This window comes from Micromonospora yongxingensis (assembly GCF_052601155.1).
The window spans coordinates 52,229-76,347 of sequence record NZ_JBQXEO010000033.1 but is presented as its reverse complement, the minus strand read 5'-3'; the positions used below and the strand labels follow the sequence as shown (position 1 = coordinate 76,347).

25 protein-coding genes and 1 pseudogene are annotated in these 24,119 nt (G+C 71.1%); 13 read left to right on the top strand and 13 right to left on the bottom strand.

Annotation, left to right across the window (positions count from 1 at the left end; translation table 11 throughout):
- Nucleotides 1-292, top strand: a pseudogene (locus ACTWLT_RS28730) (type I glutamate--ammonia ligase); the annotation flags it as partial.
- 20 nt (nt 293-312) lie between these two features.
- Here ACTWLT_RS28730 and ACTWLT_RS28725 read toward each other — a convergent pair.
- Both ACTWLT_RS28725 and ACTWLT_RS28720 read right to left on the bottom strand, forming a co-directional pair.
- On the bottom strand, nt 313-1,977 hold the full coding sequence (locus ACTWLT_RS28725) for a right-handed parallel beta-helix repeat-containing protein (RefSeq protein WP_445321055.1): 1,665 nt from the start codon (nt 1,975-1,977) through the stop codon (nt 313-315).
- A gap of 276 nt (nt 1,978-2,253) precedes the next feature.
- On the bottom strand, nt 2,254-3,171 hold the full coding sequence (locus tag ACTWLT_RS28720) for a manganese catalase (RefSeq protein ID WP_445321054.1): 918 nt from the start codon (nt 3,169-3,171) through the stop codon (nt 2,254-2,256).
- 289 nt (nt 3,172-3,460) lie between these two features.
- On the opposite strand from ACTWLT_RS28720, the gene ACTWLT_RS28715 reads away from it, so the two are divergent.
- On the top strand, nt 3,461-4,045 hold the full coding sequence (locus ACTWLT_RS28715) for a hypothetical protein (RefSeq protein WP_445321053.1): 585 nt from the start codon (nt 3,461-3,463) through the stop codon (nt 4,043-4,045).
- A gap of 112 nt (nt 4,046-4,157) precedes the next feature.
- Nucleotides 4,158-4,565: a four-helix bundle copper-binding protein gene (locus tag ACTWLT_RS28710; RefSeq protein ID WP_445321052.1), complete on the top strand. Its 408-nt coding sequence runs from the start codon at nt 4,158-4,160 to the stop codon at nt 4,563-4,565.
- A gap of 51 nt (nt 4,566-4,616) precedes the next feature.
- Here ACTWLT_RS28710 and ACTWLT_RS28705 read toward each other — a convergent pair whose 3' ends face one another.
- From ACTWLT_RS28705 to ACTWLT_RS28695, 3 genes are all read right to left on the bottom strand, one after another.
- Entirely contained in the window at nt 4,617-4,775 is a 159-nt protein-coding gene (locus ACTWLT_RS28705) for a hypothetical protein (RefSeq protein ID WP_445321051.1), read from the bottom strand.
- A 180-nt stretch (nt 4,776-4,955) separates the two neighbouring features.
- Nucleotides 4,956-5,417, bottom strand: a complete 462-nt coding sequence (locus tag ACTWLT_RS28700) for an STAS domain-containing protein (protein WP_445321050.1) — start codon at nt 5,415-5,417, stop codon at nt 4,956-4,958.
- A 109-nt stretch (nt 5,418-5,526) separates the two neighbouring features.
- Nucleotides 5,527-5,913 carry an STAS domain-containing protein gene (locus ACTWLT_RS28695; RefSeq protein WP_445321049.1) on the bottom strand — a complete coding sequence of 129 codons (387 nt, stop codon included), beginning with the start codon at nt 5,911-5,913 and terminating at the stop codon, nt 5,527-5,529.
- A 272-nt stretch (nt 5,914-6,185) separates the two neighbouring features.
- On the opposite strand from ACTWLT_RS28695, the gene ACTWLT_RS28690 reads away from it, so the two are divergent.
- From ACTWLT_RS28690 to ACTWLT_RS28680, 3 genes are all read left to right on the top strand, one after another.
- On the top strand, nt 6,186-6,371 hold the full coding sequence (locus ACTWLT_RS28690) for a ribonuclease (RefSeq protein ID WP_252415098.1): 186 nt from the start codon (nt 6,186-6,188) through the stop codon (nt 6,369-6,371).
- Nucleotides 6,372-6,512: 141 nt separating this feature from the next.
- Complete coding sequence (locus tag ACTWLT_RS28685; protein WP_445321048.1) at nt 6,513-8,948, top strand: molybdopterin oxidoreductase family protein; 2,436 nt, start codon at nt 6,513-6,515, stop codon at nt 8,946-8,948.
- A 3-nt stretch (nt 8,949-8,951) separates the two neighbouring features.
- Nucleotides 8,952-9,410 (top strand): hypothetical protein, encoded by a 459-nt coding sequence (locus ACTWLT_RS28680; RefSeq protein ID WP_252415100.1) that lies wholly within the window; start codon nt 8,952-8,954, stop codon nt 9,408-9,410.
- 21 nt (nt 9,411-9,431) lie between these two features.
- On the opposite strand, the gene ACTWLT_RS28675 is transcribed toward ACTWLT_RS28680, so the two are convergent.
- Nucleotides 9,432-9,836, bottom strand: a complete 405-nt coding sequence (locus ACTWLT_RS28675) for a ChaB family protein (RefSeq protein WP_445321047.1) — start codon at nt 9,834-9,836, stop codon at nt 9,432-9,434.
- A 180-nt stretch (nt 9,837-10,016) separates the two neighbouring features.
- Between ACTWLT_RS28675 and ACTWLT_RS28670 the strand changes: the two genes are divergently transcribed.
- Together ACTWLT_RS28670 and ACTWLT_RS28665 are read left to right on the top strand one after the other, a co-directional pair.
- Nucleotides 10,017-10,574 (top strand): DUF2243 domain-containing protein, encoded by a 558-nt coding sequence (locus ACTWLT_RS28670; protein ID WP_445321046.1) that lies wholly within the window; start codon nt 10,017-10,019, stop codon nt 10,572-10,574.
- A gap of 11 nt (nt 10,575-10,585) precedes the next feature.
- A complete protein-coding gene (locus ACTWLT_RS28665) occupies nt 10,586-11,425 on the top strand; it encodes a cytochrome c oxidase assembly protein (RefSeq protein WP_445321045.1) in 840 nt (279 codons plus the stop codon).
- Here the strand turns inward: ACTWLT_RS28665 and ACTWLT_RS28660 are convergent.
- From ACTWLT_RS28660 to ACTWLT_RS28645, 4 genes are all read right to left on the bottom strand, one after another.
- Nucleotides 11,374-12,213, bottom strand: a complete 840-nt coding sequence (locus ACTWLT_RS28660) for an SDR family oxidoreductase (RefSeq protein WP_445321044.1) — start codon at nt 12,211-12,213, stop codon at nt 11,374-11,376. The two genes, ACTWLT_RS28665 and ACTWLT_RS28660, sit on opposite strands and share 52 nt — an antisense overlap.
- A gap of 107 nt (nt 12,214-12,320) precedes the next feature.
- Nucleotides 12,321-13,472, bottom strand: coding sequence for a GTPase HflX (hflX, locus tag ACTWLT_RS28655; RefSeq protein WP_445321043.1), 1,152 nt, complete (start codon nt 13,470-13,472; stop codon nt 12,321-12,323).
- 133 nt (nt 13,473-13,605) lie between these two features.
- A complete protein-coding gene (locus tag ACTWLT_RS28650; RefSeq protein WP_252415106.1) occupies nt 13,606-14,403 on the bottom strand; it encodes an SAM-dependent methyltransferase in 798 nt (265 codons plus the stop codon).
- Between the two features lie 130 nt (nt 14,404-14,533).
- On the bottom strand, nt 14,534-15,424 hold the full coding sequence (locus ACTWLT_RS28645; RefSeq protein ID WP_445321057.1) for an RNA polymerase sigma-70 factor: 891 nt from the start codon (nt 15,422-15,424) through the stop codon (nt 14,534-14,536).
- Nucleotides 15,425-15,672: 248 nt separating this feature from the next.
- Between ACTWLT_RS28645 and ACTWLT_RS28640 the strand changes: the two genes are divergently transcribed.
- On the top strand, nt 15,673-16,581 hold the full coding sequence (locus ACTWLT_RS28640) for a DUF2336 domain-containing protein (RefSeq protein ID WP_252415109.1): 909 nt from the start codon (nt 15,673-15,675) through the stop codon (nt 16,579-16,581).
- Between the two features lie 40 nt (nt 16,582-16,621).
- Here ACTWLT_RS28640 and ACTWLT_RS28635 read toward each other — a convergent pair whose 3' ends face one another.
- Complete coding sequence (locus ACTWLT_RS28635) at nt 16,622-17,533, bottom strand: GNAT family N-acetyltransferase (protein ID WP_445321042.1); 912 nt, start codon at nt 17,531-17,533, stop codon at nt 16,622-16,624.
- 247 nt (nt 17,534-17,780) lie between these two features.
- Between ACTWLT_RS28635 and ACTWLT_RS28630 the strand changes: the two genes are divergently transcribed.
- The 3 genes from ACTWLT_RS28630 to ACTWLT_RS28620 all read left to right on the top strand — a co-directional run bounded on the left by ACTWLT_RS28630 (nt 17,781) and on the right by ACTWLT_RS28620 (nt 20,104).
- Complete coding sequence (locus ACTWLT_RS28630; RefSeq protein ID WP_445321056.1) at nt 17,781-18,827, top strand: fatty acid desaturase family protein; 1,047 nt, start codon at nt 17,781-17,783, stop codon at nt 18,825-18,827.
- A 56-nt stretch (nt 18,828-18,883) separates the two neighbouring features.
- Nucleotides 18,884-19,435 carry a YciI family protein gene (locus ACTWLT_RS28625; protein WP_445321041.1) on the top strand — a complete coding sequence of 184 codons (552 nt, stop codon included), beginning with the start codon at nt 18,884-18,886 and terminating at the stop codon, nt 19,433-19,435.
- Nucleotides 19,436-19,510: 75 nt separating this feature from the next.
- Nucleotides 19,511-20,104 (top strand): TetR/AcrR family transcriptional regulator, encoded by a 594-nt coding sequence (locus ACTWLT_RS28620; RefSeq protein WP_445321040.1) that lies wholly within the window; start codon nt 19,511-19,513, stop codon nt 20,102-20,104.
- Here ACTWLT_RS28620 and ACTWLT_RS28615 read toward each other — a convergent pair.
- Both ACTWLT_RS28615 and ACTWLT_RS28610 read right to left on the bottom strand, forming a co-directional pair.
- Nucleotides 20,101-20,964, bottom strand: a complete 864-nt coding sequence (locus ACTWLT_RS28615) for a diacylglycerol/lipid kinase family protein (protein WP_445321039.1) — start codon at nt 20,962-20,964, stop codon at nt 20,101-20,103. The genes ACTWLT_RS28620 and ACTWLT_RS28615 overlap by 4 nt on opposite strands.
- A gap of 1 nt (nt 20,965) precedes the next feature.
- Nucleotides 20,966-22,531: an FAD-binding oxidoreductase gene (locus tag ACTWLT_RS28610; protein ID WP_445321038.1), complete on the bottom strand. Its 1,566-nt coding sequence runs from the start codon at nt 22,529-22,531 to the stop codon at nt 20,966-20,968.
- A 45-nt stretch (nt 22,532-22,576) separates the two neighbouring features.
- Here ACTWLT_RS28610 and ACTWLT_RS28605 point away from each other — a divergent pair, with 45 nt between their 5' ends.
- Nucleotides 22,577-24,103 (top strand): glycerol-3-phosphate dehydrogenase/oxidase, encoded by a 1,527-nt coding sequence (locus ACTWLT_RS28605; RefSeq protein WP_445321037.1) that lies wholly within the window; start codon nt 22,577-22,579, stop codon nt 24,101-24,103.
- The last annotated feature ends 16 nt before the right edge of the window (nt 24,104-24,119 follow it).

The window sequence follows — 24,119 nt, the reverse complement described above, 5'->3', positions numbered from 1 at the left end:
GATGATGATGGCCGGCCTCGACGGCATCAAGAGCAAAATCGAGCCCCCGACGACGATCGACAAGGACCTCTACGACCTCCCCCCGGAGGAGTGGGGCGACGTCAAGCAGGTCCCCGGTTCCCTCGCCGAGGCCCTGGACGCGCTCGCCGTCGACCACGACTACCTGCTCGACGGCGGCGTCTTCGGCCCGGACCTCATCTCCACCTGGGTGGACTGGAAGCGGGCCAACGAGGTCGACCCGGTGCGCCTGCGCCCGACCCCACACGAGTTCACCCTCTACTACGACTGCTGACTCGGGCACGGGCCACGCTGTCAGTCGTTGCCGTGGTTGCCGCTCCAGTAGCCGCCCACGCCCGGGGTGTCGGTCTGGATGGCCGTGGCGTTGCCGTCGAGGTCGTTCTCGACGACGCGGCAGTTGACGCAGCTGCCCCGCTCGGTGATCCAGATCCCGTACGTCTGGGTGCCCGAGCCGCTGTCCCGGATCAGGTTGCCCCGGATGGTGACCGAGTCGGCGTCGGCGTTGACGGTGATACCGGCACGCCCGTCCGGCGCGGCCGGCAGCTCGTACGGCGTTCCCGGCAGCGGCGTGTCGGCGCTCCAACCGCTGGTACCGCCGGGGCGCAGCGGAGCGAGGGTGAGGGTGTTGGCGTCGTTGGCCGCCACGACGGCGTACCGGTGGCCGACCCGGACGATCTTTCCGCGATGGCCGTCGGCCGGCCAGGCCGCCTGCCGGTCGACGACGGTGTTCTGGCTGTAGCGGACCGACTCGCCGCTTCCCTCCGCGGCGGGAGCGCACTGGCGGCCGTTGTTGCGGATCCGGTTGTTGATGACCACGGTGTCCCGCAGCGGCCGGTCGAAGCGGATCCCGTCGAGGCTGTTGCCCCAGATGTCGTTGCTCTCGAGCACGATCTCCTCGGCCGGCCCCTGACCGGTGTCGCCAAGGTCCTGGTGGTGGTAGCCGTAGCGGCCGTTGCCGGTGATCCGGTTGCCCCGCACCGTGTAGGGGCCTCGGGTGTTGCCGATGCTCACGCCGTCGCGCAGGTTGCCGTCGATGACGCAGTCGGTCAGCAAACCACCCTCGCCGGGGACGCCGGTGGTGCCCTTCGCCGACACCTGGAAACCGGCCTCCAGGTTCGCGGTCATGGTGCAACCGGTGACGATGAGCCCGTCGGCACCCCAGTCGGAGATGCCGAACCTGTTTCCCTCCGTGTGACAGCCCATGATCCGGATGCCGCGTGGTTGAGGCCGGTCGGTGTGTTGCATCTCCAGGAAGATCCCGTTGGTCGCGTTGCCGACCGCAATGCAGTTGGCGATGGTCAGTCGCTCCACCGGCCCCCAACCGCCGATGCCGATGCCGATGCCGGCGCCACCCATCTCCAGGCCGTTGTCCATCCGGCCGCACTCCAGCACCCGGATCGCCTGGACCAGCGTGTCCTGGAGGAAGTCGCAGCCGAAACCCGTGGCGGCGGTGTGGTGGATGAACAGGTTCCGGAACAGCCCCCCGGTCACGTACTGCAATCCCAGACCCTTGGACAGGGGGTTGTACTCCGCCGACGCCACCCCCGATCCGTCGATCTCGAAGTCGGCGAACGTGCAGTAGGCCAGGTTCCGGTCCGGACTCGCTCCGTGGAGTTGAGCGGTGTGGAAGGCCAGCGGCACCGGCGTGGAGCGGTCACCCTCGTTGCTCAGGATGAATCGGGTGGCACCCGGCCCCGCACCCGTCAGGGACACCCCGCTACGCCAGACCGTGCCGGCGTCGCGGATGGCGTACACCCCGGGCGGGCAGTAGATCACCCGGGCGCGCCCGTCGGCGGCGAACGCGTCGCCGAGCCGATCGACGAGCGCGGCGAGCGCCGGCTGGTCGTTGGTCGTGCCGTCACCGGTGAGGCCCTGCTCCCGCGCGTCGCAGAGCAACGGCGCCCCGGCGACGGCGTGCGTGCGCACCCCGTACCCGGGCGACGTCGCCTGACCTGGCACAGGGATCTCCCTCGGGTGGTTGGCAGGCCAACAGGCTGGGAACAGGTAGCCGCGCCGCCGTGGGTCCGCCGCGGCATGGGCTTGTCGTCACGGTACGTCGGCCGCCGTCCCGCCACGCCCAGATCGGTGAGGACGCCAGCGATGCCGGGCGGGTCGGGGTCGGCAGCAGCGGACGGACACGTCCGAGGGCGCGAAGCCAGTCAGACGACGAGTCACGACCACCACCGCCGACCATCGACCCACCACCAGGGCCACCGATCGGGCCGGGCCGCCCGGTCAGTCGAGGGCGTCCTTGACCTTCTTGACGACGTTGGTGACCCCCTGGGCGTGGGCTCCGGCGGCGTCGCCCGGCTTGCCCGGGCCGCGGGAGCCGTCGTACGTGGCGTAGAGCTTCGGGTCCGGGGGCGGGGGCAGAGCGGTGTCGTCGGTCAGTGGCGCCGGTTCGGCGAGACAGTCGAGGTCCGGTCCGCCGATGAGGCTCGGCCCCTGCGCCCAGCGCCCCTCACAGGCCTGGCTGCCGACGCCGAAGCTCCAGAAGGTGTGGTTGTGGTCCTTGTTCTCCTCGTCGAAGTTGGAGTTCTCGATGCCGTGGTCGGCGAAGCCGTCCTCGATCAGCTGTTCGATGCCGAGCAGCCACTGCTGCTGGTGGTAGGTGTCGCGGGCCAGGTTGAACCGCAGCATCTCCTTCACGCCGGGGTCGTCGGTCATGTTCATGACCCGGCTCGTCTGCAGACGGCTCTGCGCCTCGGCGGCGACGTTGGAGCGGAAGTCGGCGAGGAGGTTTCCGCTGGCGACGATGTAGCCGGCGTTCCACGGCACGCCCTGGCTGTCGCGGGGCAGCGGGCCGCCGCCGCCGACGATGGCGTGCTGCGGGTTCATGCCGCCGATCACCGCGGCGAGCACCGGGTTCGCGGCGACCGCCTTCTCCGTGGTCTCGGCGGGCGCACCTTCCAGCAGCCGGGCCAGCATCGTGGTCAGCATCTCGACGTGACCGATCTCCTCGGTCCCGATATCCATGATCATGTCCTTGTACTTACCGGGAACACGGCAGGTCCACCCCTGCCACAGGTACTGCATCATCACGGTCATCTCACCGAACTGGCCGCCGAGGATCTCCTGCAGCTTCATGGCGAACAGGGCATCGGGCTTCTCGGGCTTGGCTTGGAACTGCAGGTGTGGGTCGTGGCGGAACATGCCGTCCTCCGTCTACGTGTTGCGGTCGTAGGGGTGCCTTGCGCGGTACCTACCCGACCCGTTGGCCCCTGCGGGTCCCCTCTGGCCCATCAGGGCCACCGTTGCGGAGGTGTGCAGGCGGGTGGTGGGCACGCCTCCGTGACAGGGCGGGACATGAGCCGGGTGACCCGGCTGCCGCGGCCTTCCTGGCGGCGTCATCCGCGAGTGTGAAGACGGTGGAGGTGCTTGAATCGGACTAAAGCGAAGCAAAACCGCCAAACTACTGCCCGTCGAGGAGCCCGGAATGCAGATGACCGCCACAGACAACCACGCCGTCGCCCAGGCGGTGCACGACATCGGCTCCGCCCTCTGGTTCGGGGGCACGGTGATGGGCGTCGCCGGAGTGAACAAGTCGGGCAGCGATCTGCGCGATGGCATCGACCGCATCCGGGTCGCCGAGTCGGCGTGGGGCCGGTTCGGCCCGGTCCAGTGGCTCGGCATCGGTGCCACCCTGATCGCCGGCGCGCAACTGGCCCGCGTGGGTGGGCGACGCATGGCCCTGCAGAAGGGCTTCGGGACGGTCGGGGCACTGAAAGCCGGCCTCGCCGTCGCGGGAGCCGCGGCCACCGCCTACTCCGCCTACTGCGGCAGCAGGATCGGGCATCTCGCCGAGGAGGCCCACCAACGCGGTGACAAGGTGGACGTACGCGACGCGACCCTGCCGACGCCGGAGACGCCGTCCGAGATCGCCGCCTGGCAGCGGAGGCAGCGACTGGCCCAGTACGTGGTGCCGGTGCTGGCCGGTGCGAACATCGCCTGCGGCTCGTACCTCGTCCAGTCGTACCGGATGGGAGCGACCGGCAAGGGAGTGCTCCGGCGGCTGCTGCCGGACTGAGCGCACGCGCAGGTTGCCGCGACATGGGGCGGAGGCCCGTCGTCGGTCCCGGCGAAGTGTGTGTCAGGAGCGTTCGGGTACGGCGGCAGGGACCGAGAGAGGGGACTCCCTGATGCCGAGCACCACCAAGCCGATGCTGGACACGTACCCGAAGTCGATCAATCTGGACCGGGCGAAGCTCGCGGCGGCCATCGACGCGCTCAACGACTGCGCCCAGGCCTGCACCGCGTGCGCCGACGCCTGTCTCAGCGAGGACATGGTCGCGGAACTGACCAAGTGCATCCGGACGGACCTGGACTGCGCGGACATCTGCACGACGACGGCGCGGGTGCTGTCCCGGCACACCGGTTACGACGCCAACATCAGCCGCAGCCTCCTGGAAGCGTGCGCCACGACCTGCAAGGCGTGCGGGGACGAGTGTGCCCGCCACGCCGACATGCACGAGCACTGCCGGATCTGCGCCGAATCCTGCCGGGCGTGCGAGAAGGCATGCCGGGACCTGCTGGCCACGATCAGCTGAGATCGCGAACGGTGCCGGCACCACCACGGGTGCCGGCACCGTTCCGCGCTGTCAGCGCCTGGCCTGGTTCTTGGCCATCTGCGGCTTTTCGCCCTTGCCGACTCTTCGCAGCGCGTCACGCAGCTGCTGCTCGGTCATCTTGGAGTTGCCCTCGATGCCCGCGTCGTGTGCCTGCTGGCGAAGATCGTGCAGCTGTTCCCGGTCGCCCATGTCGGCCTCCCCGTGGTGCCGTGGCGCGGGCGGCTCCACGCGCCACTCCACCCGACGCGTTCCCGGGTCGACCGCGCACAAACGGTTCCCTGCCCGTGAGCGCGTTGGACGACCCCGTTCTATGGCTGTTCCTGCCCGGGATCCCCGGCCGCCCGGTTTCAGTCGCCGTGTGGCGACGAATCAGCGCAGTGTTCGCGTTCGGTGGCATACGAGCCGCGGCCCGCGTGACCGGCCCCCTGCCTGCTGCCTGTGGCGACGGGCCGCCGGGACACTGGGGCCGGCGGCGGGCGGCGAGGACTGCCGGACTGGTGTGGTTGCCGGGGTCGACGCGGCTTCGAGGAATCGGGTGCCGAGCCCGGTCGCCGCGAGGACGAAACGGACGCCGGGTGTCATGTCGCGGATCGTGAGCCGCCCGCCGGTTCTGGTGACCAGATCCTCGGCCTTCTGCAGAACCCGTACGCCGTCGGCGCCGAAGAAGGTGACCCCCGAGAGGTCCAGCATCACCTGGGTTGGTTGGTGCTCGGTGGCCAGGTTCACGAACGCGACGAGGAGGTGGGTGTTGCTCATGTCGATCTCGCCGGCGACCGCTATCAGTCTCGCCCGGCCACCCTCATCCGGGAGGTCGCCGAGCGCCAGCGACATGATCGGCGTTGGTGCGGGTGCCGTCAGGGGCTGGCGGTGACGGATGGGAAGGTTTTCGATCATGACGTCTCCGTGTGAAGCGGGCAGCCGTTCTGCGTTGAGGGGCGGTTCAGGCGATGCCCGCTCTGATTCGGGCGAGAGCGCCGGCCGGCTCGCGGCGTTCATGGGCATGTCGCTGGTCGACCCCGTCGTTCGGCGGAACCTCGAACTCACCGAGGGCGTCGGTCACCGCGAGGATGTACGCCACGCACGGGGAGGGTGGCGTGAGCGTCAGGGGGACGCCGCCACGAGTGGCGGTGCTCTGCGCCTGGAGCAGCGCACTGACCCCGTGCGCGCCGAAGAAGGTCACCTCGGACAGGTCCAGGACGAGGCGGGACGGCTGTAGGTCGACCAGGTGCTCGACGAGCTCGACGAGCAGATGTGCGTTGCTCATGTCGACCTCGCCGCAGACGGTGATCCACCTGGCGGATCCGGTGGTGCTCAGTGAGAGGGACATGATGGGGTCGCTGGCAGCGATGCGAGGTCGCGCGGCGACGGGGCGGGCAGTTGACATGACACCTCCGGCAGCCATCGGCGGCTTGGGTGGGTCTCCAGCGAGACGAACTCGGTCGGGAAAACCCTGGGCGCATGTCTTGACCCTGACCACGACATTACCCTGACCTGGCCGGCAGGGCATCTGGATCTTGAGCGGCGTGGCGCCCCGGTCCTCGCCCACCTGCCCATTACCGGACCGTTTGCGTCGCGGGCCCGCAGGGTAGACGGACAGTCGTGACCACACCTGAGCAGAGCCGGCAGCAGGAGAGAGCGCTCGAGCGCGGCGAGTTGTACCAGGACGCCGAGGGGCGTCAGACGACGGACCCGGGCGCGGGAGCCGCGAACGCCGACAGTGAAGCCGACCGCAACGCCGAGCACCTGAGGCGCGGCGAGGTTGGTCCGGGCGTCCCGGAGGAGTAGGTGCCGGGATCACCGGTCACTCGTTTCGACCAGTGGCCCACGGTCACCGCCGGTGGCTGGGATCGTCTTCCCATGGGCGATGAGCCGAGGGTGGCGCGAGAGCGAGGGCGGGAGAGCCGGCTGCGGCCGAAGGAGGTCCTCGTGGTTGACCGGATCGCCGACCCGTGGGGCGAGCGGACCCCGTACGGCCCGGGCGAGGAGTGGCCGGTGCGGGTGGACCGGTTCCTCGACGGCGGGCGAGGTGACGCGGACGTGGACCGGTGGGTGCAGTCGGCGTCGGTGCTGCACTCCAACGGCGACGCGATGGACATCGCGGTCGCCGACGGCCGGATCGTCGGGGTGCGGGGCCGGGCGGTGGACCGGATCAACCGAGGGCGGGTCGACCCGAAGGACCTGTACGGCTGGCAGGCCAACAACAGCCCCGACCGGCTGACCCGTCCGCTGGTGCGCGAGGGTGACCGTCTGGTCGAGACGGACTGGGACACCGCGATGGGTCGGATCGTCGCCCGGTCGAAGGAGTTGCTGGACGGTCCGGGCGGGTGGGGTCACTTCGGCTTCTACACGACCGGCCAGTTGTTCCTGGAGGAGTACTACACCCTCGGCGTGATCGGTAAGGCCGGGTTGGGCACTCCCCACATGGACGGGAACACGCGGCTGTGCACGGCGACGGCGGCGGCGGCGCTGAAGGCGAGTTTCGGCGCCGACGGGCAGCCTGGCTCGTACACCGACGTGGACCACTGCGACGCGATCGCGCTGTGGGGGCACAACGTCGCCGAGACCCAGACGGTGCTGTGGATGCGGATGCTGGACCGGCGGCGCGGCCCGAACCCGCCGGCGATGCTCGCCGTGGACCCGCGGGCCACCCCGGTCGCGCGGGAGGCCGACCTGCACCTGGCCGTGCGCAACGGCACCAACATGGCCCTGATGAACGGCCTGCTCCGCGAGATCATCCGGCGCGGCTGGTACGACCGCGACTACGTCGAGGCACACACCCTCGGCTTCGAGGAGCTGTGCCGCACCGTCGACGGCTACCCGCCCGACCGGGTCGCCGACATCTGTGACGTGCCGGCCGCCGACGTGGAGCGGGCCGCCGAGCTGCTCGGCACCTCGCGGCGGCTGCTGTCGACGGTGCTCCAGGGCTTCTACCAGTCCAACCAGGCCACCGCCGCCGCCTGCGGCGTCAACAACCTGCATCTGATCCGGGGCATGATCGGCCGTCCCGGTGCCGGGATCTACCAGATGAACGGTCAGCCGACGGCGCAGAACACCCGCGAGACCGGCGCCGACGGTGACCTGCCCGGTCTGCGCAACTGGGAGAACACCGCGCACATCGAAGAACTGGCCCGGCTCTGGAACGTCGAGGTCGACACGATCCCGCACTGGGCGCCGCCGACGCACGCCATGCAGCTCTTCCGGTACGCCGAGCAGGGTTCGATCAAGCTGCTCTGGATCAGCGCCACCAACCCGGCCGTGTCGCTGCCCGACCTTTCGCGCATCCGCCGGATCCTCCAGCAACCGGAGCTGTTCGTCGTCGTGCAGGACCTCTTCCTGACCGAGACCGCCGAGCTGGCCGACGTGGTGCTGCCCGGCGCCACCTGGGGGGAGAAGACGGGCACGTTCACCAGCGTCGACCGCACCGTGCACATCTCCGACAAGGCCGTCGACCCACCCGGCGAGGCGAAGCCCGACCTGGACATCTTCCTCGACTACGCCCGCCGGATGGACTTCCGCGACCGCGACGGGCAGCCGCTGATCCCGTGGACCGGGCCGGAGGAGGTGTTCGAGGCGTGGAAGGAGTGCAGCCGTGGCCGGCCCTGCGACTACACCGGCATCACCTACGCCAAGCTGCGTGGTGGCTCCGGCATCCAGTGGCCCTGCACCGACGAGCACCCCGACGGCACCGAGCGCCTCTACACCGACGGGGTCTTTCCCACCGACCCGGACTATTGCGAGACCTACGGTCAGGACCTGGCCACGGGCGCCGAGTTCACCGAGCCGGAATACCGCGCGAAGGAGCCGAAGGGGCGTGCGTTCCTGCACTCCGTCGACTACCAGCCCTCCCCGGAGGTGCCCGACGAGGACCACCCGATGCTGCTCACCACCGGCCGGACCGTCTACCAGTTCCACACCCGCACCAAGACCGGCCGCGCACCACAGCTCAACACGGCCGCCCCCGACGTCTGGGTGGAACTCAACCCGGACGACGCCGAGCGGCTCGGCATCGCCGAGGGCGACCTCGTCGGCATCGCCTCCGCACGTGGTGGCATCCAGGCCAGGGCGCGGATCAGCGGCATCCGTCCGGGCATCGTCTTCGTGCCGTTCCACTACGGCTACTTCGACCAGGATCCGACCGGTCGCACTCCCCGCGCCGCCAACGAGCTGACCATCACCGCCTGGGACCCGGTCTCCAAGCAGCCCCTCTTCAAGGTCGCCGCCGTCGCGGTGACGAAACTCGCCGACAGCGGCGGCTTGGCGGCGCCGGCGCCGACGGTGGGCGGCAGCTCCCCGCTTCCCGGAGCCGGGGTGCCGACAACCGTCGGTGGGCCATCGGCCGAGGCCACCAGCGGGAAGGAATGAGCCGTGAATCTCGCCCACTACCTCGGCCTGCTGCACCGGGCGCAGGTCAACCTGGCCGACGCGTTCCGGCAGGTCGCCGACGCGCACGCCGAGGAACCCGACGTCCACCACCTCTGCCAGCAGCAGGCGAAGCGCTGCGACGCACACGCCGAACAGCTGCACCCGTTCGCCGTCCGCTACTCCGAGGACGCCCCCGACGAACCCGACCGACTGCACTCGCAACTGTTCTCCGGCACCCGCACCGGCGGCATCGGCCTCCTGCGTGATCTGCAGGACCTGTACCTGATGGCCGCCGAGTGCGACATCGCCTGGACCGTCGTCGGCCAGGCCGCCTACGGCGCTCGCGACGAGGCCCTGCTGGCCGTCGTCAAGCGGTGTGAGGCCGAGACGGCGATGCAGCTGAAGTGGCTGCGTACCAGGATGAAACAGTCCGCTCCGCAGGCCCTCGTGGTCGCCGACTGAACGGCCGTCCCGCCGGGGGAGCTAGCTGCGGCCCGCCTTGCGGGTGCTGCTGCCGTTCGCCTTCTGGATGGCGTCGACCAGGTCGGCCTTGTTCATCTTCGACCGGCCGCGGATGTTGAGTCTCTTCGCCACATCCATCAGGTGTTGCTTGCTGGCGTTGGCATCCACCCCGCCGGCCGTTCTGCCCGCCGATCCGCGCCCGCCGGCTGCCTTCTTGTCGCTCGGGCCCTTCCTGCCGCCGGACTTGGGTTCCCAGTGGTCGCCCACCTTCTCGAAGGAGTGCTTGACGGCCGAGAACGCCGTCCGGTGGGCACGCTCGCCCTCGCCGTAGGAGTCGACCGCCGAATCGTGCGCCTTGACGTACGTCTCCTGCGCCTTCTTCGGCGACCGCTTCAGGGTGCTGGGCATGTCCTCGCGCGCTGGCATCATCGCTCCCTTCACAGACATCTCCGAGGGAGTGCCCTACCACCCGGGGGACGAAACGTCGGACGGCGGCGAGCGGGACCGGTCCAGAGTGGTTGGTGCCCCACCTACGTGAACGTGTTTTCGGCAGCGCTCTGAGGGAACCGGCGGAGAACACAGCACCGAGGCGATGGAGAGAGAGACATGGCGGTCGTAGGTGAGGCCCGCGCCGGTGACTTGCCGGGGACGGTCCGGTTGCCGGGAGTCGTGCTGGGAGTGGGCCTCGGCGGGTTCGTCGACGGCATCCTGCTGCACCAGCTCCTGCAGTGGCACCACCTGCTCAGCAGCACGAACACGGACAACGTCGGAGTGGCGTACTACGACCCCGGGACCGTTCCCGGGCTGGAGATGAACACGGTGTGGGACGGCGTCTTCCACACCGTCTGCTGGCTCTCGGTGCTGGTGGGCCTGGCGATCCTCTACTCCCGGGTCACCCATCACCGCCGTCGGGTGTGGACGTCGCGGGTGCTGTGGGGCTGGGTGCTGGCCGGTTGGGGTCTGTTCAATCTCGTCGAAGGCGTGCTGGACCATCACATCCTGGGCATCCACCACGTGCACGGCGGCCCCGACCAGCTGTGGTGGGATCTCGGCTTCCTTGCCCTGGGCGCACTGCTGCTCGCCGGCGGATACCTTCTCCAGCGCAGCGGACGGGCCTTCGATCCCGAGACCGCCACCACGCGGGAGCGTGGACGGCGCCCCTGATGGACCAGCTCGTGATTTCTCCGCACGAGCACGGAGCGGGAAGCGGTGCCGTTCAACTGCTCCTGCCCGCTCTGGCCCTACTCGTGTGCGCCGAGATCTATCTGCAGCTCGCCCACCGGGCTCGCCGCCGTAACCCCGTGCAGGGCTGGAGCTCGTGGAGGACGGCCAGCTTCATCACGGGGCTCACCCTGCTGGCGACCGCGCTCCTGCCGCCGATCGCGTCCCTCGCCCACACCGACTTCCGCGGCCACATGGCACAGCACATGCTCATCGGCATGTACGCCCCGCTCGCCCTCGTCCTGGGCGCCCCGGTCACGCTGCTGCTGCGCACCGTTGCCCCGCGCCGTGGCCGGCAGGTGACCGCCGTCCTGCACAGCCGACCGGTGAGGCTGCTGGCCCATCCGGCGACGGCCCTGCTGCTGTCCACCGGCAGCCTCGCGCCGCTCTACTTCACCCCGCTGTACAACGCCATCTCGACGGACTCCGCCCTGCACTGGCTGCTGCACGCGCACTTCCTGCTCTCCGGCTGCCTGTTCGCCTACGTCATCGCCGGGCCGGACCCCGCACCCGCGCGGCCGGGGGTCCCGACCCGCCTCGTCTATCTCGGCTGCGCCATCGCCGGCCACTCCGTCGTCTCACAGCTGATGTACGGCGGGTTCTGGATCGACATCCACGCCCCGATCCGTCAGGTCCAGGGCGGCGCGGAGATCATGTACTACGGCGGTGACATCGCCGAACTCCTCCTCGCAGCCGCCCTCGTCGCGACCTGGCGCCCGGGGCGGCGGACTCCGCCGCCGGCTCAGAGGATCGGGCGTCCGCCGGTGACGGCGATGCGGGCGCCGGAGACGTAGCTGGCCTCGTCGGAGGCGAGCATGACGTACACCGGGGCCAGTTCCGCCGGTTGGGCCGCCCGCCCCAGCGGCACCTGTGTGCCGAAGCTCTTCACCTGTTCCGGCGGCATCGTGCTCGGTATGAGGGGTGTCCACACGGGCCCGGGCGCGACGCTGTTGGCGCGGATGCCTCTGGCCGCCAGCAACTGCGCCAGGGCGGCGGCCATGTTGGCGATACCGGCCTTGGTGGCGTCGTACGGCAGCAGTTGGGGGTTGGGGCTGTCGGAGTTGACCGACGTGGTGCCGATGATCGAGGCGCCGGGGCGCATGTGCGGTACGGCCGCCTTGGCCAGATGGAAGAAGGCACTGATGTTGATCGCGACGGTGCGGTCCCACTCCTCGTCGGGGATCTCCTCCAGCGTTTCGTGGGTCATCTGGAAGGCGGCGTTGTTGACCAGCACGTCGACGCGCCCGAACTCCTGCACCGCCCGGTCGATGATCGCCCGGCAGTGCGCCGGGTCGGCCACGTCGCCCGGCATCAGGACGCTCCGACGGCCCGCCTGCTCCACCCAGCGGGCCGTCTCGCGCGCGTCGTCGTCCTCGTCGAGGTAGCTGATCAGGACGTCGGCGCCCTCGCGGGCGTACGCGATGGCCACCGCCCGTCCGATGCCGCTGTCCGCTCCGGTGATGACCGCCGCCTTGTCGGCCAACCGTCCCGAGCCGCGGTAGGACTTCTCGCCGTGGTCAGGGTGGGGGTCCATGGCGTTGGTGCGCCCCGGCGGCTGTTGCTGCTGTTCCGGTCTCGTCATGAACCCACCTCCGCTCATCACGGTAGTTCGAGGGCGGGCGGAAATACCCTCAAAGTGACGATTGCCCGAGTTAGGTATTCAGCAGACGTCGACGGGCCGGACGCGGATCACCGGGCCGTCAAGCGGGCCGCCAGCACGGCCCGCAGGTCGTCGATGCCGGCACCGGTCAGCGCCGAGACCGCGACCGCGTCCGGGTAGACGCGTTGCAGCGCGAGCACCGACTCCCGCGGCGCTACGTCGATCTTGTTGAGCACCAGCAGCTCGGGAACCTCGCCGGCGCCGATCTCGTGCAGCACCCCGTGGACGGTGGTGATCTGGTCGAGGGCGTCCGGGGCGGACGCGTCGACCACGTGCATCGTCAGGTCGCTACGGGTCACCTCCTCCAGCGTCGAGCGGAACGCGTCCACCAGTTGGTGGGGCAGGTGACGGACGAAGCCGACGGTGTCGACGACCGTGTAGGTGAGCTGGCCGGTGCTGATCCGGCGCACGGTCGGGTCCAGGGTGGCGAACAGCACGTCCTGCACCTGCGCGTCCGCGCCGGTGAGCCGGTTGAGCAGGGCCGACTTGCCGGCGTTGGTGTAGCCGGTGATCGACACCGAGGGCACCTGGTTGCGGGCCCGTCGACCTCGGGTCCGCTCGCGCCTCCGCGCCAGCTCGGAGGCGCTGCGCCGCAGCCGGGTGGCCCGCTGGCGCAGCGTCCGTCGCTGGGTCTCCAACCGCATCTCACCGGGACCACGCACACCCATCCCGGCGCCGCCGGCCATCCGGCCGCCACCAACGCGGGACATCCCCCGGCCGTCGCCCCGCAACCGGGGCAACTGGTACGCGATCTGCGCCAGCTCCACCTGCACCCGACCCTCGCTGGTACGCGCGTGCTCGGCGAAGATGTCGAGGATCAGCGCGGTGCGGTCGACGACCCGGACCCCGACCCGCTCCTCCAGGTTGCGCACCTGCCCGGGAGAGAGCTCGCCGTCGGCGATCACCACGTCCGCGCGTGCGCGTTCGGCCAGCTCGGCCAGCTCGTCGACCTTCCCAGAGCCGACATAGGTGGCGGAATCGGGCCGGCTGCGGTTCTGTACCACCGCGTCGGCGACCGTCAGACCATCGGTGTCGGCCAACCGGCGCAGCTCGGCCAGCGAGGTGTCCGTGCCGGGCCCGCTGTCGCCCGACTCGTCCTCCTGACGCACCGCCACCAGCACCGCCGTCGGGCGCTCTCCTGGCGTGCCGACCCCGGAGCCCAACAACCACGAACCGGCCATCGTCCACCTCACCTCGTCTCGGTGCCTTCCACCTACCCGAAGGGCGATCGGACATGCCGATGGTCGTCCGTCGGGACCCGAGCTGAGGGTCCGCGGTGAGCAGCGAGGTCGTGAGGTGCCGGTACGGGGCGGATCAGGGCTTGCGGGCCACCGCGCCGTACGCGTCGATCCCCTGCGCGTCGGGCTCGTCGGGACGCCACAGCGGGATCGGCACCAGCCCGGGCTCCACCATCGTCAGCCCTTCGAAGCAGCTGGCCAGATCCTGCGGGCTGCGCAGGATGTACGGAACGCCTCCGCTCTCCGCCAGCCGCGCCGCACCGGACACCACCGCCGGGCTGGTGTCGGTGCCGTCCCACAGCACGAGGTGGCTGCCGGATGTGGTGGCGTTCATCGTCTGGTGGACGATCGAGCGCACGACGTCCAGGTCAGGCTCGTAGCCCATCACGCCCATGTACATGACGGCGATGGGCTGGCGGAAGTCCAACGTCTCCGCCGCCGCGGTGAGGATCTTCTCCGGGTCGTGGTAGTCGGCGGGCACGTAGTTGGTGACGCCCTGGGACGTCGTGTTGGCCAGCAGCGCCCGGGCGTGCACGAGCACCATCGGGTCGTTGTCCACGTAGACGATGCGCGACTCGGGCGCGATCTCCTGGGCGACCGCGTGGGTGTTCTGCATGGTGGGCAGGCCGGTGCCGATGTCCAGGAACTGGCGGATGCCCGCCTCGGCGGCCAGGAAGCGTACGGCCCGCACCAGGAACCGGCGGGACTGCTGCGCCATGACGACGATCTCCGGGTAGACCTCGGCGACACCGTCACCGGCTGCCCGGTCGGACTGGAAGTTGTCCTTGCCGCCCATCCAGTAGTTCCAGATCCGTGCCGCGTGCGGCACCTCGGGCTGGAGTTTCGCGGCGAGTTCGGAATCCGGGCCGGCCATGCCAGGCTCCCATCGAGGAGGGTGATCGGTGTGGATCATTGCTGCGGTATGACCGGCATCGTACCCGTGGCATCCACTGTCGACGGACCGCCCGGGCCCGATCGGCTCTTGCCGGCTCAGCCCGGGCTACTCAGCGGCGCAGGCTGGTCGCGCACCGCATGTGCGACAGCTTCGCGGGGTTGCGCACGGCGTAGAGGCCGGTGATGAGGCCGTCGTCCATGCGCAGCGCCAGGACGGTGTCGATCTCGCCGTCGAGCCGGAGGACCAGTGCCGGGTAGCCGTTGACCTGGGCCGGCTGTATCGACATGGCCGCGATCCTGACCTGCCGGGTGGCCAGCAGTCGGGCCACCTTGTCGGCCCCCGCGACGGGCCGCAGGATCGCCTGTTTGACACCACCGCCGTCACCCAGGAGCACGACGTCCGGCGCGAGGATGTCCAGCAGGCCCTGCATGTCGCCGGTCTGCACCGCCCGCTGGAACGCCTCCAGCGCACGTCGGGTCTCGGCTGGGGAAACGGCCGCACGCGGCCGGCGCGCCGCGACGTGGACCCGTGCCCGCCGGGCGATCTGGCGGACCGCCGCCGGGCTCTTGTCGACCGCTTCGGCGATCTCGTCGTAGGACAGGTCGAACACCTCGCGCAACACGAACACCGCCCGCTCGGTCGGGGCGAGCGTCTCCAGCACCAGCAGCATCGCCATCGACACGTTCTCGGCCAACTCGACGTCGTCGGCGACATCGGGCGTGGTCAACAGCGGCTCGGGCAGCCAGGAGCCGACGTAGGACTCCTTGCGGCGGCCGAGCGTCCGCAGCCGGTTGAGGGACTGGCGGGTGACGATCCGTACCAGGTAGGCGCGCTGGTCCCGCACCGTGTCGAGGTCGACGTCCGCCCACCTCAGCCAGGTCTCCTGGAGGACGTCCTCAGCGTCGGCGGCCGAGCCGAGCATCTCGTAGGCGACGGTGAAGAGCAGGTTGCGGTGGGTGACGAACGCTTCGGTGGGTTCCTGAGGGCGATCGGCGCTCATGGCCGCGCTCCCGGCGTCCGGAATGTGGCTGGCCATGGCTGGCTCCTGTCTCCTCGATCGCGACCGTCGCTCAGCAGACACCGGTTCACCAGATTCTGTGACACCGGGCCCTGTGTGGCGGGCGTCACCTGGCGGAGCTGTCACAGGGATCGAGGCGGCGGCGCCTTCACCGGCTGACCGACCCTCGGGCGGTGCCACCGCTGGTCAGGCTCGCGGTGCCCACGCCAGCCCGTGACATGATTGCGCCCATGGGAAAGCAGCAGGACGTCGGCGGGCCCGACCGTCACAACGGGTCAGGTTCCACCGCCTACCGGGAGATCGGTGGCGGGGCCGACGCACGGCTCGCCCTCGCGCAGGATCCGGCGACGCCACAGATGACCCTCTTCGACCTGTCGTCCGACCCGTCGCCGGCGGTCCGCAAGGCGGTCGCGTCCCGGACCGACGCACCGGCGCAGGCACTGCGGCCGCTGACCCGGGACCCTGACCGTCACGTCCGGGAGGCCGTGGCGAAGAACCCCTCGACCTCGGTCGCCAACCTCCTGCGTCTCGTCAAGGACGCCGACCGGTGGGTTCGCTGGGCGGTCGCCAGCAACCCGGCTTGCGACGAGTCCGTGCGCCGGGTGATGTCGGAGGCACCCGACAAGGAGCTTCGCGGTCTCCTGGCCGAGATGCGGGATCTGGAGCCCGACCTGGCCGCCAGGCTGGTCGACGACGTGTCACCCGAGGTACGGGAACGACTCGCCAGCCACACCCACGAGCCCGACGTGATCACCGCCCTGCTGGCCGACCGCACCGTCCGTGTCCGCAAGGGGGTCGCCCGCAACCCGCGGACCACCGCCGAGCAGCGCAGCGCCCTTGCCCAGGACCCGGTGGTCGACGTCCGTGTCGCACTGGTCCGTGCGCTCGAGTTGGACGAGGCGGATCTGGAGCGGCTCGTCGACGACCGCTCGGTGCAGGTCCGAGTGGCGATGGCCAAGTCCGAGGTCGTCCCGGCGCACATCCGGCGGGCCCTGGAGCGCGACCCCGACGACATGGTGGCCAGCGCGGCGCGGGACTTCCGCCCCGGGTCCGGCAGTTCCCCGGTGGTACGGGCTCCACGCGTCGGTCACCGGCGCCCCGGGAGCGGCCCGGGCCGACCGGGTGGCGCCGCACGCTGACGCCACCGCCCACCCTGACTCCTTCACGCTCCGGCACGGCTCATGCAGCACCCGAGCCGGCGGTGAGGTCCTTCTCGAACCAGTGGTGCGCGAAGTGCTCGTCGTTGTACGGCTCGATCTCCCGGTAACCGGTCGAGCGGTACATCGCGATCGCCTCGGTGAGGCTCCGGTTCGTGTCCAGCCGGACGGTGGTCCAGCCCCGTTCGTGGGCGTACCGCTCCAGGTCACGCAGCATCCGCCGGCCGATGCCGAGCCCGCGTACGGTGTCGGTCACCCAGACCCGCTTGATCTCGGCGGGTGCGTCGGCGTGGAGTTTGACCGCGCCGCAGCCGACGGGCTCGGAGTTGAGGGTGGCGAGGAGGAACACGCCGGCGGGCGGGACGAGTTCCTCGTCGTGGACGGGCTTGCTCAGCGCCGGATCGAATCCACCGTCGAACCGCCGGGCGATGTCCCGCGCGTAGGCGCGTACGCACGCCCGGGCGCGGGGGTCGCCCGGCGGGCAGGGCTCGATGACGACCATCGACGCGATGAGCAGCCGCTCGACCTGGGCCATCGCCTCGACGAGCTGTTCGCGGCCCTGTTCGCTCAGTGGCGTGAGGATCGACGAGGCGAACTCGTCGGAGCGCTCGTCCAGTTCGGCCCACTCCGCCCGGCCGGCTTCGGTGAGTGCGGCGACCCGTACCCGCGCGTCGCCGCCGACCTGGTCGGCCGGTGCGACGGTGACGAGCCCGTCGTTCTCCAGGGCGCGCAGCAGTCGGCTGAGGTAACCGGAGTCCAGACCGAGGCGGGCCCGCAGCGCGGCGACCTCGGCGCCGGCGGGGCTGATCTCCCACAGCAGCCGCGCCTGCGCGAGGGGGCGTCCGGAGGCCATGTACTCGTCGTCGAGTGCCCCCACCCGCTGCGTCACCGTCCGGTTGAAGCGCCGCACCGCGGCGACCAGCTCAGGTCTCATATAGCTGACTTTAGTCAGGCATGTAGCGTCGGCGCCAGAAATCAGCCGGTCGGAAGCGAAGACGATGGGGCAACGGATCCAGTGCCCTGCCAACCGCCCATTCGCGGCGTAATCTGAGGCGGCGGGCCGCCGCGAGGCGGCCCCAATCCAGCACGCAGCACAGGCTTCACAGCTCATGGCCCGCCTGACCGGCTGGTCGAGCCGACGCCGCCGAGAGACCCGGCGGCCAGGGACCAGCGGGAGCTGCATCGTGAGCGACACCAGTCTCGGCACCGACCGCCAGCGGGGCAGCGACTACGCCGACCTGTCCCGACAGATCCGCGCGGCGGGTCTGCTCGAGCGGCGACCGGCCTACTACGCGCTGCGGATCGGCCTCGTCGTCGGCTCCTTCGCCGGCCTGTGGGTCGTCTTCGTCCAACTGGGCGAGTCGTGGTGGCAACTCGCCGTGGCGGTCGCCCTCGCGGTGGTCATCGCGCAGGCGGGGTTCGTCGGCCACGACGCCGGCCACCGGCAGATCGCCCGCTCGCGCCGGGTGAACGACCTGATCGGCGTCGTGCACGGCAACCTGCTCACCGGGATCAGCTACGGGTGGTGGGTGGACAAGCACAACCGGCACCACGCCCACCCGAACACCGAGGGCAAGGACCCGGACATCACCGTGGCGCCCTTGTCGTTCACCACCGAACAGGCCCGGCGACGGCGCGGCCTGGGCGCCCTGTTCGTCCGCCACCAGGCGTATCTCTTCTTCCCGCTGCTCCTGCTGGAGGGCCTGCACCTGCACGCCATCAGCCTGCGGGCCGTCCTCAGCCCACGTCGCCTCGCGCGTCGACCCGTCGAAGCCGGGCTGCTGGCCCTGCACCTGGGCGGCTACCTCGCCGCCGTGTTCCTGGTCCTGAGCCCCGCACAGGCGATCGCGTTCATCGTCGTCAACCAGGGCCTGCTGGGCCTCTACCTCGGCTGCTCCTTCGCCCCCAACCACAAGGGCATGCCGATCCTCGGCACCGACGACGACCTCGACTACCTGCGCCGGCAGGTGCTCACCTCCCGCAACGTCCGGGGTGGGTGGTTCCTCGACGCCGTACTGGGTGGCCTGAACTACCAGATCGAACACCACCTCTTCCCGAGCATGCCGTGCCCCAACCTGCGCCGCGCCCGGCCACTGATCCAGCGGTTCTGCGCCGAGCACGAGATCGGCTACCACGAGACCAGTCTGGGACGCTCCTGGGCGGAGGGTCTGCGCCACCTGCAGGACATCGAAGCCCCCGAACCTCGTACCGGTGCCGCAATGCGCTGAGCTGCCGCGGCGGAGCCGGCCTCCATCGACGGCCGGCACACGTCGAGACTGGGAGCATGGAGTTCCTCTGCTACCACCGCGACCGGCACGGTTCCGTGGCACTGCGCGACGAACTGCTGCAAGAGCACTGGTCGTACATGGACCGGTACGCGGCGGAGATGATCGCGCGTGGCCCAACCTTCGCCGACGACGGTGGCACGCCCACCGGCAGCCTGCACATCGTCGACCTGCCCGATCCGGCGGCCGCCCGCGCGTTCGCCTTCGACGAGCCCAACTACCAGGCCGGCGTGTACCGGGACGTGCTGCTGCGCCGCTGGCGCAACACGCTGGGCCGCACCATGTGGGACTTCGCCGGAGGCCGGACCGACGGCAACCGGTACCTGGTGCTCGGTCTCGGCGCGGGACAGGCCGTCGATCTCGCCGTGCCACCCGCCCGGGACGAGCTGATCGCGTACGGCCCGCTGCTGTCCGACGACGGTGCCACCTGGCTGGGTACGGCGGCGTTGCTCCGGGCGCCGGACCCGGCCGGGGCGCGCGCGGTCCTGACCGCGGACGGGTACGCCGAGATCGAGGTGCACAACTGGGCGTTCGGCGGCCGGCCGTCATGACCCACGGACGGCCCGGGTGGCCGTCGGGGACACATCTGCGGCGGAGTCGCACCGCCCCTGTGATAGACAGTCCGCGTGGTGGAGGTGAGCCAGTCCGGCGAGCGCAGTGTCGACGACGCGGTTCTCGACGCCGCCCGGGACTGCGTACTGGCCTACGGCGTACGCCGCACGACGATGACGGACGTGGCGCGCCGCGCCGGCGTGTCGCGGATGACCGTCTACCGGCGCTGGCCGGACGTGCAGTCCCTGATCGGCGACCTGATGAACCGGGAGTGGCATCAGGTGTTGATGGCCGCCGCGGACACCGAGACGGGTGGCACGGCTCGGTCCCGCCTGGTGTCGCGCGTGGTGGCGGTGGCACGGGAGCTACGGGACCATCCGCTGCTGTGCAAGATCCGCGACGTCGATCCGGAGGTGCTGCTCCCGTACCTTCTCGACCGGCGCGGCAACGGCCAGGACGAGATGCTCCAGTTCCTCGCGGCGGCGCTGGCCGGCGGTCACGAGGACCGCTCGATCCGGCCGGGCGAGCCCGAGCTCATGGCCCGCGCGGTCTTTCTGACCACGCAGTCCTTCGTGTTGTCCGTCCGCACGGTGGCCGACGACGTGCCGGTGGCCCGGTTCGACCGGGAGCTGGCCCTGTTGGTCGACGGCTACCTGCGACCGGACTAGCCCGCGATGACCCGCAGCGCCCGCGGGCGGATGCCCACGTGTACCTCGGCGGTCCGGCCCACGGGATCGCCGTCGCCGTACACGGTCATCGTGCGGTCGGCGCCGACGGTGACCGACGTACCCCGGTAGGAGAAGACGTGCCCGCGGCGTACGTGCCGACCGGTGCGCATCTGCCGCAGCGCCATCGGGAACAGCGCCTTCGGCCGGTGCCCGATCACCACGACGTCCAGGGTCCCGTCGTCGGGCTGCGCCGCCGGGGCGACCCACAGGCCGCCGCCGTAGTACCCGCAGTTGGCGACGACCACCGTGTAGGCATGCCTCTGCTCCGTCCGGCCGTCCACGGTGATGGTGTACCGGGTGCGCGGCCAGCGCAGCAGCGCCCGCAGCCCGGCGGTGGGATACACCAGCGCGGCGGGCAGACGTGAACGGTTGGCCAGTTCGTTGGCCGCCGCGTCGACACCGACGTAGACGCTGCCGACGATGGTCCGCCCCGCGACCTGGAGCACGTCGAGATGCCGTGGCTGGCCGTGCAGCAGCAGCTCGGCGACCGCCTCGGGGGAGTGCGGCAACCCGAGCTGCCGGGCGAAGTCGTTGCCGCGACCGGCGGGAATGACGCCGAGCAGACCGCCGGTGTCGGCGACCACGCCGGCGAGCAGCCGGATGGTGCCGTCACCCCCGGCGGCCACGACGACCTCACCGGAGTGCACCGCCGCCATGGCGCGCTGCCGGGCCTGCTCGGCTGTCTGCGTGTATTCGACCCGTAGGCGGGCGCCCGCGGCGCGGAGCAGATGGGCCACCGGCATCAGGCGGGACAGCCCTCGGCGCGCGGCGGGACCGAGGATCACCGCGAAGGACCGCACCTCAGGGCACCAGGATGCCGGGATTGAGGATGCCGGCCGGGTCCAGGTGCTGCTTGACGGCCCGGAGCAGGTCCACCGCGACGTCGCCGATCTCGGCGGCGTACCAGGCGCGGTGATCCGCGCCGACACCGTGGTGGTGGCTGATCGTGGCACCCGCGGCGGCGATCGCGTCGCTGGCCGCCGCCTTCGCCCGCCGCCACCGGTCGAGCGGATCCGGCCCGGGGGAGCAGATGACCGTGAAGTACAGCGACGCGCCGGTCTCGTAGACGTGGGACACGTGCGCCAGCACCAGCGCCCCGTCCGGCAGCGCATCGATGATCGCCTGCCGCACCCCGTCGTGCACGGCCGGCAGCGCCGACCAGTAGGCCGCCGTCTCCAGCGTCTCCGCGAACGCCCCCGCGTCGAGCAGCGCGTCCCGCAGATACGGGGCGTCGAAACGGTGCCGCGCCCACTGTCGACCCGGCTCCTCGCCCAGCGGCACCCCGCCGTGCGCGGTCAGCACGCCGGCGGCCGCGTCCACCGTGGGGCGTACGTCCGCGCCCTCGTACCCGGCGATCAATTGGCAGCCGCCGTCGGAGCGGCCGGATCCTGTCGCCCCGATCGCGGTCTCGACCTCGTCGGACAGTCGCAGCACCGTGGGCCTCGGCCCGTCCTGTGCCAGTCGCCGTACGGCGTGCAGGCCGTCGGCGAACGACGGGAACCGCCAGCCCTCGTAGTGCGACTCGGCCGGTAGGGGCCGGATGCGCACGGTCACGTCGGTGATGACGCCCAGCGTCCCCTCGCTGCCCAGGAACAGCTGCCGCAGATCGGGACCGGCGGCCGAGGCCGGGGCGCGGCCCACCCGGACGGTGCCTCGGGGCGTGGCGATCGTGAGCGCCATGACCATGTCGTCGAAGCGGCCGTAGCCGGCCGACGCCTGGCCCGACGACCGGGTGGCGGCGAAACCTCCGATGGTGGCGTACTCGAAGGACTGCGGCACATGGCCGAGGGTGAATCCGTGCTCGGCGAGCAGTTCGGCGGCCCTCGGGGCGCTGAGCCCCGCCTGCAGCGTGGCGGTCCGCGACAGCGGGTCGATCGCCACGACGTCGTCCAGCCGGCTCAGGTCGACGGCGACGTGGTGCGCCGCGGTCGGCGTCAGCCCGCCGACCACCGAGGTGCCACCACCGAACGGGACCACGGCCACCCCCGACCGGGAGCAGAGGTCGAGGATGGACATCACCTCGGCGTGGTCGGCCGGGCACAGCACGGCCTGTGGGGGCGCCGGCACCCGGCCCTGCCGGCGGCGTAGCAGATCCGGCGTCGACATGCCCGACGCGTGCCGTGCCCGGGCGGCCGGGGCGGTGAGCACGTGCTCGGCGCCCAGTGCCCGCCGCAGCGCGTCGAGGACCGCACCGTCCAACTCGCAGTCCGGTACGGCCGCTTCCGCCAGCGGCACGGCCGGCGGTGGGGGCGTCAGATCGAGGATCCGGGCCAGCAGGGTCGATGCGGTGTCCGGCAGCGCCCTCGCGTTCCTCGTGGTGCCCCAGCGGGCCCATCCGACGGTCGGCGCTTCCCCTCCCATATTCATGTGTGACAGAGTGACATTCAACGTCACTGCATCGCAAGGAGGCGTGTGAAAACCTCGCTGACCGTCTCCCGACGGGAACGTGACCTCGCCGAACTGGTGGCCGGCGCACCCGTCGACGTCCTGGTCGTCGGGCTCGGCGTCACCGGCGCCGGAGTGGCCCTCGACGCGGCGAGCCGCGGGCTGTCCGTGGTCGCCGTCGACGCCCACGACCTCGCCAACGGCACCTCCCGCTGGAGTTCCAAACTGGTCCACGGCGGTCTGCGCTATCTCGCACACGGCCGGGTGGGCGTCGCCTACGAGAGCGCCACCGAGCGTCACCTGCTGCTGACCCGCACCGCGCCGCACCTGACGCGCCCCCTGCCGATGCTGCTCCCGTCGACCGCGTACACCAGCCGGTGGCAGGCGAACGCCGCGGCGGCCGGCCTCCGCGCCGGGGACCTGCTGCGTACCTGCGCCGGAACCTCCCGACGGACCCTGCCCGGAACGCGCCGGCTCGGCTCGGCCGAGGCGGGCGCCATCGCGCCCGCACTGCGCGCGGAGGGCCTCCGCGGAGCACACCTGTCCTGGGACGGTCAGCTCTGCGACGACGCCCGACTCGTCGTCGGTCTGGCACGAGCGGCCGCAGCCCGTTCCGCGCGCATCCTGCCCCGGTGCCGGGCGGTCAGCCTGCACCGCGAGGGAGCCGTCATCGAGGACACCCTCACCGGGGCGCGCATGCACGTCGCCGCCCGCGCGGTCGTCAACGCCACCGGCGTGTGGGCCAGCAGCCTGACCCCACACGTACGCCTGCGCCCGTCCCGGGGCACCCACATCGTGCTGTCCGCCGCCCGGCTGGGCGGACTCTGGGCCGGCCTGACGATCCCGGTCCCCGGCGAGTTCACCCGCTACGTCTTCGCCCTGCCCCAGACCGACGGCCTGGTGTACGCGGGACTGACCGACGAACCGGTGGACGGACCCGTCCCCGACGTGCCGCAACCCACCGAAGCCGACATCGCGTTCCTGCTCGACGTCCTCAACAGCGTCCTCGACCAGCCGCTGCAACCCACCGACGTCCTCGGCGCGTACGCCGGGTTGCGACCGCTGCTGGACGACGCCGACAGCCGAACCGCCGACCTGTCCCGCCGCCACGCCGTCATCGACGACCCCGACGGCATCATCAGCGTCATCGGCGGCAAGCTCACCACCTACCGCCGCATGGCCGAGGACGCCGTCGACACCGCCATCCGCCAGCGTGGCCTCCGTGCCGGCCCCTGCCGCACCCGACGCCTCCCGCTACCCGGTGCCGCGAGCAGGGCCCAGCTGGCCCGTGTCCCCGCACCACGCCGGCTCACCCACCGGTACGGCACGGAGGCCGTCGACGTCCTGGCCGAGGCACCCGCCGAACTCCGCCAGCCGATCGGCCCCGACATCCCCGTCACCGGCGCCGAACTCCTCTGGGCCACCCGCCACGAACTCGCCCTCACCGTCGACGACCTGCTCGACAGGCGTACCCGGATCGGTCTCGTCCCGGCGCACCGCGAGGCCGCGCTGCCGACCGCGCGACACGTCCTCGCGCTGGCCGCCGAGGAGTGACCGGACCGTCCGGTCG